Origin of the sequence: Streptomyces sp. NPDC098789, assembly GCF_044759975.1 — a bacterium.
Lineage (GTDB): Bacteria > Actinomycetota > Actinomycetes > Streptomycetales > Streptomycetaceae > Streptomyces.
On the sequence record NZ_JBIWAJ010000009.1, the window covers coordinates 224,149 to 235,932 of the forward strand.

The window sequence follows — 11,784 nt, forward strand, 5'->3', positions numbered from 1 at the left end:
CAAGAGTTCTATCTGGCCTCGGAACCGGACGACGGGAGGGGCCAGTATCTATGCCGATTGGCAGATGCGTCCGTCCCCGGACCGCTCCTAGTCTCAACTCAATTGCCGGACCACGGTGCACAGTGCTCCGGTCATCGACTGTCAGAATTGAAACCCGATATGGGGAGTGTGAGTCGTGTGACCGCGACCATCTCGACGAAGCGGCAGATCGCCGCCCGAGCAGTGGGCGTAACCAAGCTGTACGGCGAGGGCGAGGCGCAAGTAGCGGCTCTGCGCGGGGTGAACGTCGACCTGGTCGGCGGTGAGTTCACCGCGATCATGGGGCCGTCCGGCTCCGGCAAGTCCACCCTCATGCACTGCCTCGCCGGGCTGGACACCATCACCGCGGGTGAGGTGTTCATCGGTGACGCCCGGGTCGACGGGATGTCCGACAAGGACCTCACCGCACTGCGCCGGACCCGTATCGGCTTCATCTTCCAGCAGTTCAACCTGCTGCCGACGCTGACGGCGCAGGAGAACATCCTGCTGCCGCTCGCGATCGCCGGCCGCAAGCCGTCCCAGGACTGGTACGACCGGGTCGTCGACACCGTGGGCCTGTCCGACCGGCTCTCCCACCGGCCCACGGAACTCTCCGGTGGGCAGCAGCAGCGGGTCGCCTGCGCCCGTGCCCTGGTGTCACAGCCCGAGGTGATCTTCGCCGACGAGCCGACCGGCAACCTCGACTCCACCTCGGGCACCGAGGTGCTGAAGTTCCTCCAGCACTCGGTGCGCACCCTGGGCCAGACCATCGTGATGGTCACGCACGACCCGAACGCCGCCTCGTACGCGGACCGGGTCGTCTTCCTCGCCGACGGCGCGATCGTGAACGAGCTCAGGGAGCCGACGGCGGACGCCGTCCTGGACATGATGCGGCAGATCGACGTCCGCACGACGGTGGCGTGATGCTGAACGCAACCCTCAAGAGCCTCTTGTCGCGGAAGTTCCGCCTCATCCTGTCCGGTCTCGCGGTCGTGCTCGCCGTGATGTTCGTGTCGGGCGCGATGGTCATCCGCGACACCCTCGACAGGTCCCTGAACGCGCAGTTCGCCGGTGCGTACGACGACATCGCGCTGCAGGTCTCGCTCGCCCCCACGATGGACACCGCGACCGGCGACGCGGCCGCGGTGGTGCCGCCCGTGGACGCGGCGGCCGTGGACCGCGTATCCAAGATCGCCGGCGTCGGCTCCGCCACCGGGCTGGTCAAGGCCGAAGGCGCGCGCGCCGTCGGCAAGGACGGCAAGGTCGTGCCGAGCACCGGTGGCCCCCGCTACGGCGAGAGCTGGCGGGGCGAGAGCAAGCTGATCAGCCTGCGCGCCGGCCACGAGCCGCGGACGGACACCGAGGTGGTGATCAACGCGGGCCTCGCCAAGAAGGGCGGCTTCGCGGTCGGTGACCGGATCGGCGTGCTGACCCACGAACCACAGCGGACGTTCACCGTCGCCGGCGTCTTCGGGTACTCCCTGGACCGCGACTCGGTGGGCGGGGAACAGACCGTGGCCTTCACCGCCCCGGTCGCCCAGGAGCTGATGATCGGCAAGGCCGGCGGGTTCACCGGGATCAGCGTCGCCCCGGCGTCCGGCGCTTCGGTCGCCTCGGTGAAGACGGCACTGGCGAAGGAGCTCGGCGAGGGCTTCGAGGTGAACACCGGCACGGAGCTCGCCAAGAAGGCGTCGGACACCTCGCGGGGCGTCCTGAGCCTGATGAACCAGGTGCTGCTCGGGTTCGCCGCCGTGTCGGTGCTCGTCGGGATCTTCCTGATCGTCAACACCTTCTCGATCATCATCGCCCAACGGCTGCGGGAACTGGCCCTGATGAGGGCCCTGGGCGCCAGCCGCGGCCAGATGATCCGCTCCGTCCTGGTGGAGTCCTTCGTGGTGGGGCTGGTCTCCTCCGCCCTCGGCCTGGCCGCCGGCATCGGGATCGGCGCCCTGGGCGCCGATCTGCTGGCCGGCGCGATCGACGGGCTCAAGGTGGCCTCCCTCGGCGTCCCGGCGAGCGCGGTGGTGACGGCGTTCACCGTGGGCATCCTGGTGACCATGCTCTCCGCGCTCTTCCCGGCGATGCGAGCGGCGAAGGTGGCCCCCATCGCGGTCATCCGCGCCGCGGCCGCGCCCGAGGGCAAGGGCCGCAAGCAGACCTGGACCGGATCGATCCTGCTCGGTCTCGGTGTCGTCCTGCTGGCGCTCGGCCTCTTCGGATCGGGCGGGATCCCACCGATCCTCACCGGCGTCCTGCTGGCCTTCATCGGCATCGCGCTGCTCACCCCGCTGATCAGCCGTCCCTCCGTGTGGGCCCTCGGGGCGCTCTTCTCCCGCTCCCTGCCCGGCCAGCTCGGCCGGCGCAACTCGGCCCGCAACCCGCGGCGCACGGCCGTCACGGCCTCGGCGATGATGATCGGCGTCGCGCTGGTCACGGCCCTCAGCACGGTCGCCTCCTCGTCCGAGGACAGCATCAACAACGACATCTCGCACAACCTCAAGGCCGACCTGGTCGCCTTCGGTACGGGCGACACCGCGGCCTCGGCGACCATCGACCCGGGCGCGCTGGCCCGGGCGGCCCAGCTGCCCGGCGTGAAGAACATCGCGGCCGCGATGTACGACTCCGGGACGGTGTCCAAGGAGGCGCAGGGAGTCTCCTCCTGGCAGGACTGGGCCACGGCGCGCGAGGTCCTCGGCCTGCGCGTGCACGAAGGGTCCATCGACGCCGTGGGCGGCGGCACCGTGGTCATGAACGCGGCCACGGCGAAGACCCGCGGCGCGAAGGTCGGCGAGAGCCTGACCGTCCAGCTCCAGCGCGGCGAGCCGCGGACCTACAAGGTCGCCGGCATCTTCGAGGACACCGCCCTGGCGAACGGTCTCATCGTTCCCTGGGCCGATGCGGAGGCCGGATTCGGCAGCAAGCTGCCGACCCAGGCGTTCTTCCAACTGCGGGACGGCACGCCGGTGGCCGGCGTGCAGGCACAGATCGAGGACCTGCTCAAGGGCAGTCCGGAGGTGGCGCTCTCCACCCGGGCGCAGGTGATCGAGAAGTTCAGCAGCGGGTTCGCCATGATGCTCACCGTGGTGCAGGTCCTGCTCGGCGTGGCGATGCTCATCGCGGTGCTCGGCATCATCAACACCCTCGCCCTGTCCATCCTCGAACGCACCAAGGAGATGGGCGCCCTCCGGGCGATCGGCCTCAGCCGAGGTCAGACGGTACGCATGATCATGACCGAATCGGTGGTGATCTCGCTGTTCGGAGCGGTGCTCGGGATCGTGGTCGGCGGTCTCCTCGGACTCGCCATGGCGCACGCGATGAAGGACCAGGGCGTCAGCGAGCTGTCGCTCCCCTGGTCGCAGATGCTCGCCTACCTCATCGGTGCGGGTGTGGTCGGTGTCATCGCGTCGATCGCGCCGGCGCGCCGCGGCGCACGGCTCAACGTGCTGACGGCCATCAGCCAGGCGTGACCGGGGTGCGCTGAGCACCCCGCGCCGAGGGCGCCCCCGCAGGACGCGGGGGCGCCCTCGGCGCGTCCCGGTGCGCGCCCGGTTGCAGCTTCCTGCCTCATCCATTGCCCCTGCCCCGCAGGTGGGCTGGTATGGACTCGATTTCGTCGGACGCCACCGCTGCGGCGGGCGGTACCGATGAAGCCGGTCGTGGTCTACCAAAAAGACGGGGGGCGAGATGCACGAGCGGGAATTCCGCGCTTTTGTGTCCGTGGCTGAGATTGGGCGCATGGACCGTGCCGCGAAAGTGCTCGGGTATTCGCAGCCTGCCATCAGCTATCAGATCAAGTGCCTTGAGCAAATGCTGGGCACCAAACTCTTCACCCGCGATTCCACGGGAGCGACGCTCACCCGGGAGGGGCGGATGATCCTTCCGTCCGCGCGGGCCGTACTGGTGCTCATCGACAGCATGAAGGGCGTGTGCGCGGCATGACGCGGCCGGACCCGTGCACCTCCTGACGAAAGCGAAACCGCCATGCCTTCCCTCTCCACCCCCGCACGCCCCGCCGCACCCGGACGGCCGGCGCCGCCGGCGACCGGCAGTCGATTACCCCCGTGGTCCGCACGAGCCGCGCTCGCCGCGGTCCTCGTCCTCGCCGCAGGCCTCTACGGCTGGTCACTGGGGAACGTGGGCTGGGGGAACGTCTACTACTCGGCGGCCGCGAAATCGATGGGTACGAGCGCGACCAACTTCCTCTTCGGCTCCTATGACGCGGCCGGAGTGATCACGGTCGACAAACCGCCGAGCTCCTTGTGGCCACAAGTGCTCAGCAGCAAGATCTTCGGAGTGCACGGATGGTCACTGATCCTCCCCCAGGTGCTGGAGGGCGTGGCCGCCGTCCTCGTGCTGCACCGCACGGTACGGCGCTGGGCCGGCGAGGGCGCGGGGCTGCTCGCCGCCCTGACGCTGACCCTGACGCCCATCACCGTCGCCATCAACCGTGACAACAATCCCGACACCCTGCTGGTCCTGCTGCTCGTCTCGGCCGCGTACGCCCTGACCCGCGCCCTGGAGGGGACGGACAACGCCGCCCTCCGCTCGGCGACCTGGTGGCTCTGCGCGAGCGGCTTCCTGATCGGGTGCGGGTTCCTGACCAAGATGCTGGCCGCCTGGATGGTGGTCCCCGCCTTCGCCGCGGCCTGGCTCGTGGGCGGGGCGGGCAGCCTGGTCGCCCGACTGTGGCGGCTGCTGGCCGCGGCCGCGGTCCTGGTCGTGTCCTCCCTGTGGTGGATCGTGCTGGTCGAACTGTGGCCGGGGGAGCGCCCCTACATCGGTGGCGGCAAGGACGGGTCCGCCTGGGACCTGGTGATCGGCTACAACGGCCTCGGGCGGATCTTCCACGCCGAGGGCGGCGCCGGGAGCAGCGACGTGTTCGGTGGCGCGGCCGGTGCCGGCCGCCTGTTCAACGAGCAGGTGGGCGGCCAGATCAGCTGGCTGCTGCCGATCTGCGCCCTCGCGCTGGTGGTGGCCGTGACGGCAGGGGTACAGCGCCGTCGCGCCGGGCTGGCGGCCGACGCGGTGATGCCCACCTCCGGCTGGGTGCTGTGGGGCGGGTGGCTCCTCGTGTGCGCCGGCTTGTTCTCGACCCAGCGCGGCGTCTTCCACCCCTACTACACCAGCGTCCTCGCGCCGGCCGTCGCCGCACTGTGCGGTGGGCTGCTGTCCGCACTGGTGCGGGCGCACCGCGCGGGCGCTCGCTGGGCGGTCCCGGGGGCGGTGGCCGCCGTCGTCGTGTCCACCGGTTGGGCCGCGGTGATCATCCGCCGCACCCCGGAGTGGCACGGATGGCTCCTCTGGCCGGTGCTGGCGGCCGGCCTCCTCGCCGTCGCCCTGCTCGCGGCCTCGCGCCTGCGAGACGCTCTGCTGCCCGCCGCGCTCTGCGGCGCCGTGATCGCCGTACTGGTGGCGCCCGGCGCCTGGGCGGCGACCGTCCCGGGATCCACCCAGGTCATGGGCGGTCTCAACCCGATCGCAGGGCCGACGGAACTTCCGCCCGTGCCCAGCAGCAGCGCCCGGCTGAGCGAACTCCAGCAGCGGATCCTCCAGTACGTCACCGAACGGGCCGGTACCGAGCGGATCGCCCTGGCCGTCGAATGGGGCTCCATGGGAGCCTCGTCCTACATCCTGAACACCGACGCCCCGGTCATAGGTATGGGGGGCTATGGTGGCGACAACGACTCGCCCTCGGTCGAGCAATTGCGGGAGTGGACCCGTAGCGGCGAGCTGCGCTACGCGCTCAGCGCGGACCGGGCCGCCCCGGGAGCCGAGATGTTCACCAAGCGGACCCGGTGGATCGGCGACCACTGCGCCAAGGTTCCCGCCACCGAGTACGCGGGCCCCCCGCGGCCCGAGCAGGCACCCCCGGCCATGGGATTCGGCGACGACGTCATCCTGTACGACTGCGCGCCCAGGTGACGCGGGGTCAGTCGGCGAGGCCGTTGTCCCACACCCAGGCCGCGATGCCGACCCGGTTGCGGGAGTCGAGCTTGCGCTGGATGTTGGCGACGTGGGTCTTGGCGGTCCCGGCGGAGATGAAGAGTTCGGTCCCGATCTCCGCATTGGTGAAGCCCTTGGCCACCAGCCGGGCGATCTCCGTCTCGCGCTCCGTCAACGCCTCGACCGGCTGACCCGCCCTCACCTGCGCCGGACGGTGGAGGTGCTTGAGCAGGCGCACGGTCAGTGACGGGCTGATCAGGGTGTCGCCCGCCATCGCGGCGCGCACCGCTTCGATGAGCAACGTCGTTCCCGACCGCTTCAGCAGGAACCCGCAGGCACCGTTGCGCAGCGCGGTGTGCACGTACTCGTCAAGGTCGAAGGTGGTGACGACGACCACCCGCACGGGCTCCTTGACCTGTGGGCCGGCGAGTCGTCGCGTCACCTCCAGCCCGTCGAGGCGCGGCATGCGGATGTCGGCGAGCACGATGTCCGGCTTCAACTCCTGCGCGAGTGCGAGGGCTTGGAGACCGTCGGCGGCCTCACCGACGACCTCCATGTCCGGCTGGCTGTCCAGGATCAAACGGAAACCGATGCGGACGGCTTCCTGATCGTCTGCGAGAAGTATGCGGATCGTCACGTCCAGCACCGTAGTTGCAGGTCGGGCAGGTCACCAACGCGGCGTATTCAAAGATTCTCTGCGGGCTTCGCCCGGGATGAGGCCACTGACAGCCTCGGGAGGGTTGAAACCCGAGCGCCGCGCACGGTGCACGTCCGATGTTTTGGAGTGGTGAATGGGTATGGCTCCCCCCGGAAAACTCAGAGCGCTGACGACGACGACCGCCGTGGCGGCACTCCTCCTCACCCTGCTCGGCGCCGAGTCCCCCGCGGCGGCCGGATCCGGCGGGAAGACCCCGGCGTCCCGGTCGGCGTTCCTGGCGGCCCCGGCGGGCCCGCCCGTCCAACCGGCCTGGCCGTCCGGCGTGTTCGCGGGCGGCTCCGGACCGATCACGGCAGGTCCGGCCGCGCCGGCCCCCGCCGGGCCCGCCGACGGGGAGACCCTCACCGACTCCGTGCCCCGACTCGCCGCCGAGCAGCAGACCGGCGCGGCCGCCTACGAGTTCGTCCTCTCCACCGGAGCCACCGCGCGCACCGGCCTGGTGACCTCGTCCGGCTGGATCGACGCTCCGCAGTGGCAGGTCCCGGCCGGACTGCTGAAGGACGGCGGCCAGTACAAGTGGACCGTGCGGACCAAGGACCGCAGCGGGCGCAGCGGCGCCGACGCTCCCGCCCGTTCGTTCTCCCTGAACCAGCGGCTCGGTGCCCAGGCCCCCGGCAGCCCGGTGCCCACCGACGTCCTCGGCCCCGTCACGGTCGCCCTGCCCACGGGGAACGCCGCGGTCTCCGTCAAGACCCCGCAGGTGTACACCGGTTCCGGTGTCCTGGGGGCGACGTTCCAGTACGACTCCCAGGCCGTCGCCACGTCGGCGGGGCTGACCGGCTCGTACTATCCCGGTGACGCCGACTCCGGCATCGCCGCCGACGAGAAGGCGGCGTTCGTACGCACCGACGCCCGCATCGGCTTCCGCTGGGGCGCCGAGGCCGCTTACCCGGGGGGCGCGCCCGACGCGCCCTTCCGCGCGCGGTGGACCGGGCGGTTGCAGGTGCCCGCCGACGGTGTCTACCGGCTCGGCGGCTCCTACGACGGTGGTGTGCGGATCCTCGTGGACGGCCGGCCGGTCCTCGACGAATGGCGGGGTGCGCACCCCGCCGGCGCCCGCGAGGTGTACGGCCGGGGCGTCACGCTCCAGGCCGGGCACGGCTACGACATCACGGTCGAGTACCGCCGCGGCGCGAGCGGCGGGGAGGCCGGGCTGTGGATCAGCCGGGCGGGCCGAGCCGTCCCGGTACCGGCGTCCTGGCTCCAGCCGGCCGGCGCCGTGCTGCCGCCGGGATGGAGCGTCACACCGGGCGCGGCCGGCCCGGACGCCGCGAACGCGGCCGACCCGGCGGACGGCACGGCCGCCCGGGGCGCGGCACCCGTCCCGTCCGGACCCCCGGCACGGGCGGCCGCACCGGCGGGTGCGGGTGCTCCGGCCCGGGGCGCGCGGAAGGCTCCCGAGCCCGCGGGCGGCGGGGACGCCGCACGCGCGGGGATCAAGAGCGCAGAGGACACCGGGCTCAGGTTCTTCTATGCCGGCAGCACGGAGTGCGCGGACGGCGGAGCGCCGGCCGGCCACGTCTGCGCCGTACGGGTTCCCTCGGCGGGCACCACCCAGCTCGTCTACCGGGGCGGGAAGCTGGTCCGCTTCGTCAACCCCGGTGAGGAGACCACCGACTTCGGCTTCACGGCGGACCACCGACTGACCGCCGTGCGCCCGCCGCTCGTCATGGACTGGATCGCGGCGGGCCGCGGGCGCGACACCGGGGCCGCCCAGTACCAGATCGCCTACCGGGAGGGTTCGGCCTCGGTGGCCGAGGTGACCGCACCCGACCCGGCGGGCACCGCCGGCCATCCCGAGCGGCGCCCCCAGCACGCCTACGCCGTCTCCCCCGGGTCCGCGCAGGTGCGGACCGCCGGCGTGAGCACGGCGCAGGGCTGGACCCGCAAAGTGACCTTCGATCCCGCGGGCCGGCTGCTCACGGACACGGACGCGACCCTGCGCACCACCCGGTCCACGTGGACGGCCACCGAGGGCCCCGCGTCGACCACGGACGCCGCCGGCCGCATGAGCACGACGGTGTACGGCGAGAACGGCATGCCGTCGGGGTCGTACGGGCCCGGCCCGCGGGAGTGCTTCGGCGCGGACCTGCGCCCGCTCTCCCCGGCCCCCGACGCCTGCGCCAAGGTCGCGGCCACGACGACGTCGTACGGCCCGACCGGATCGAGGACCGTGCGGGCGGACTCCGACGGGGTGCCGCAGCAGGTCGTGGAGACCCGGCTGAACGCGTTCGGCCTGCCCGTGGCCACGGTCGCCGACCCCGACGGCCTGGCACTGAGCACCGGTTACGAGTTCGACGACGCCTTCCGGCTGACGGCCCAGGCGGCGCCGGGCGGAGGGAAGAAGACCACCGCCTACTACGGGGCGACGGAGGACGCGGACAACCCCTGCACGGCCGCGAACGACCCGGCTCCCCAGCGCGGCCTGCCGAAGTCCGTCAGCCTGCCCGATCCGGCGACCGGCTCGGCGCGGGTGGAGAAGCTCGTCTTCAGCGCACGGGGCCTGCCGATCGCCGTGACCAACGGCGCCACCGACTGGACGTGCGTCACCTATGACGCGCGCGGCCGGATGTCCGGCACCTTCGTGCCCGCGGACGCCAACGCACCCGCGCGGACCGTGACGTTCGACCTGGCGGTCGGGGGCGACCCGCTGGCGTCGCGGGCCACCGACAGCCTCGGCGCCGTCAGCTTCACCACCGACCTGCTGGGCCGCACGACGCGCTTCACCGACGTCCACGGCACCCGCACGGACACGGAGTACGACCGCGCGGGCCGACCCGTCCGGGAGCGCGTGACGCCGCCCACGCCCTTCGACGCACCGCAGGTCAAGACCCTCCGGTACGACGCGGCCGGCCGGGTCCAGGCCGTGTCGCTCGACGGCGCCACGCTCGCCTCCGTCCGCCACGACGCGGGTGGGGACGTCGCCGCCGTGGACTACGCGAACGGCACGCGGCTCGCCGTGGAACGCGACCCCCAGGGCCGCACGATCGCCAAGAACTGGATCCTCGCGGACGGGCGCACGCTCGCCAGCAAGGTCACCCGGTCCCGGTCCGGCACCATCGTCGACGAGTCGACGGCGGGCGAGGACCCCCGCCCGGACGGCCCCAACTACCGCTATGACGCGGTCGGCCGGCTCACCGACGCCTACGTCACCGGGCACCACTACGGCTACGACTTCACCTCGCCCGCCTCGGCCGACTGCCCCACGGGCACCACCGCGAACGCGGGCGCCAACGGCAACCGGGTCGCCCTCGTCGACCGCACGGCGTCCGGGACCTCCACGACGCACTACTGCTACGACGGCTCCGACCGCCTGCTGGCGAGCACGGGCGCACAGGTGATCGGCCGCACCCGGTACAGCGTGGCCGGCGCCCTGACCCGCTACGACCTGGGCGGGACCCCGATGGGCCAGGTCTTCGACGCCGCCGAGCGCTACCTCGGCAAGAGCGCCGCGGGCCCCGACCCGGCCGTGATCGCGTACCCGGGCGACCTGCTCGACCTGCACGCGGGCCGGACGATCGCACAAGGGCCGGCGGCGGGCACCCTGCTGTACGGGTACACGAGCGCCGCCGATCCCCAGCTCGACCTCGTCATGGACGGCGACAAGCGGCTGCTGACCCGCACCGTCGCGCTGCCGGGCGGCGTGGTGTACGTGGCCAAGGGGCGCTCGTACCGGGGCGAGACCAGCTGGAACCTGCCGACGGTCCGCGGCGACATCTTCCTCGTCGCCGGCGCCGACGGCCGCCAGCGGGGCGACCTCTACCGCTACGGGCCCTTCGGCGAGGCCCTGCTCGCCGACGGCCGCGTGGACAGTGACCACGTACCGGACAACCTGCCCGGCGAGAACGACTACGCCTGGCTGGGACAGTACGAGGTCCGCTACGAGCACGCCGGGAGCAACGCGGCGTACTTCCTGCGCACGCGCGTACTGGAGCCCGCCACGGGCCGGTTCTCAGGACCCGTGACGCACGGTCCCTTCGCGAACTCCTACGACTACGGATCCGGCGATCCGATCAATCGCGTGAGCGTCGACGGAGTCGGCCTGAAGGAGGAGGACAAGTGACGTCGGAGCGGTTCACCTCGGCTACCACCGAGGTCATCGAGCACGGGGGGACCCGCCTGGTCCGCGTCACCCCGGCGCACGACGGCGAGCGCCGGGACTGGTTCCGGCTGAACACCGGGGCCCTGCGCGCCGCGATGTACGAGCACGGAGCGGTGATGGTCAAGGGCGGCTTCCTGGCGGAGCAGGCCGAACTCGCGCTGCTCGCCGCGGAAATCGGAGGGGAGACCCTGGAGTACAACGAGCGCTCCACGCCGCGCAGCCGGGTCACCGGAAACGTGTACACCTCCACCGAATACCCGGCCGACCAAACGATTTCCCAGCACAACGAGGCCGCCTATGCGAATTCCTGGCCGCACAACGTCTTCTTCTATTGCGCCCTGGCGGCGCGGAGCGGCGGCGAGACCCCGGTGGCCGACAGCGCCGCGGTGCTCGACCGCCTCCCCGTCGCACTCGTGGAACGGTTCGCCGCACACGGGGTGCTCTACACCCGGACGTACCGCCAGGGCATGGGCCTCTCCTGGCAGGAGGGGTTCCAGACCGAGGACAAGGGCGAGGTGGAGAGCTACTGCGCCGACCACGACATCGCGACGGACTGGGACGGTGACGTCCTGCGCACCCGCCAGCGCCGGGCCGCGCTGATCGTGCACCCGGTGACCGGGAAGCGGGTGTGGTTCAACCAGGCACACCTCTTCCACGTGAACGCGCTCCCGGAGGACCTGCGGGAGGGCCTGCTGGAGCTCTGCGGACCGGACGGGCTGCCCCGCAACGCCTACTACGGCGACGGCACGCCCATCACCGCCGACGAGCACGCCGTCATCACCGCCGCCTACGAGGAGGCGACGCTGGCCGAGGAATGGGCCACCGGGGACCTGATGATGGTGGACAACATCCTCACCACGCACGGCCGGCGACCCTTCACCGGTGAGCGCAAGGTGCTCGTCGCCATGACCCGGCGCACGAGCTGACCGACTGCCGGGCGCCCCCCCCACGGAGCGCCCGGTCCCCGGGACCGGAACCCCCGCCGGTTCAGGACCCGAATGCC

General features: G+C 71.9%; 7 protein-coding genes. 6 read left to right on the forward strand and 1 reads right to left on the reverse strand.

The features are described 5' to 3' along the window. The first annotated feature begins 159 nt into the window (after positions 1–159). The 4 genes from ACIQWR_RS20605 (at position 160) to ACIQWR_RS20620 (ending at position 5,940) form a co-directional block, all read left to right on the forward strand. Positions 160–942: an ABC transporter ATP-binding protein gene (locus tag ACIQWR_RS20605; protein ID WP_404011367.1), complete on the forward strand. Its 783-nt coding sequence runs from the start codon at positions 160–162 to the stop codon at positions 940–942. Next, a complete protein-coding gene (locus tag ACIQWR_RS20610; RefSeq protein WP_404011370.1) occupies positions 942–3,485 on the forward strand; it encodes an ABC transporter permease in 2,544 nt (847 codons plus the stop codon). The genes ACIQWR_RS20605 and ACIQWR_RS20610 overlap by 1 nt, the downstream gene beginning before the upstream one ends. 217 nt (positions 3,486–3,702) lie before the next feature. After that, a complete protein-coding gene (locus ACIQWR_RS20615) occupies positions 3,703–3,957 on the forward strand; it encodes a LysR family transcriptional regulator (protein ID WP_399263373.1) in 255 nt (84 codons plus the stop codon). Positions 3,958–3,999: 42 nt separating this feature from the next. Further along, positions 4,000–5,940 carry an ArnT family glycosyltransferase gene (locus tag ACIQWR_RS20620; RefSeq protein ID WP_404011374.1) on the forward strand — a complete coding sequence of 647 codons (1,941 nt, stop codon included), beginning with the start codon at positions 4,000–4,002 and terminating at the stop codon, positions 5,938–5,940. 7 nt (positions 5,941–5,947) lie between these two features. Here the strand turns inward: ACIQWR_RS20620 and ACIQWR_RS20625 are convergent, their stop codons facing one another. Further along, positions 5,948–6,598, reverse strand: a complete 651-nt coding sequence (locus ACIQWR_RS20625; RefSeq protein WP_399263377.1) for a response regulator — start codon at positions 6,596–6,598, stop codon at positions 5,948–5,950. 154 nt (positions 6,599–6,752) lie between these two features. On the opposite strand from ACIQWR_RS20625, the gene ACIQWR_RS20630 reads away from it, so the two are divergent. Both ACIQWR_RS20630 and ACIQWR_RS20635 read left to right on the forward strand, forming a co-directional pair. Beyond that, complete coding sequence (locus tag ACIQWR_RS20630; protein WP_404011377.1) at positions 6,753–10,742, forward strand: PA14 domain-containing protein; 3,990 nt, start codon at positions 6,753–6,755, stop codon at positions 10,740–10,742. Further along, a complete protein-coding gene (locus tag ACIQWR_RS20635) occupies positions 10,739–11,707 on the forward strand; it encodes a TauD/TfdA family dioxygenase (protein WP_404011379.1) in 969 nt (322 codons plus the stop codon). Before ACIQWR_RS20630 ends, ACIQWR_RS20635 begins: the two co-directional genes overlap by 4 nt. The last annotated feature ends 77 nt before the right edge of the window (positions 11,708–11,784 follow it).

Coding starts and splice junctions, on each gene's coding strand:
- ACIQWR_RS20605 (WP_404011367.1), top strand. CDS start 160: ATGGGGAGTGTGAGTCGTGTGACCGCGACCATCTCGACGAAGCGGCAG.
- ACIQWR_RS20610 (WP_404011370.1), top strand. CDS start 942: ATGCTGAACGCAACCCTCAAGAGCCTCTTGTCGCGGAAGTTCCGCCTC.
- ACIQWR_RS20615 (WP_399263373.1), top strand. CDS start 3,703: ATGCACGAGCGGGAATTCCGCGCTTTTGTGTCCGTGGCTGAGATTGGG.
- ACIQWR_RS20620 (WP_404011374.1), top strand. CDS start 4,000: ATGCCTTCCCTCTCCACCCCCGCACGCCCCGCCGCACCCGGACGGCCG.
- ACIQWR_RS20630 (WP_404011377.1), top strand. CDS start 6,753: ATGGGTATGGCTCCCCCCGGAAAACTCAGAGCGCTGACGACGACGACC.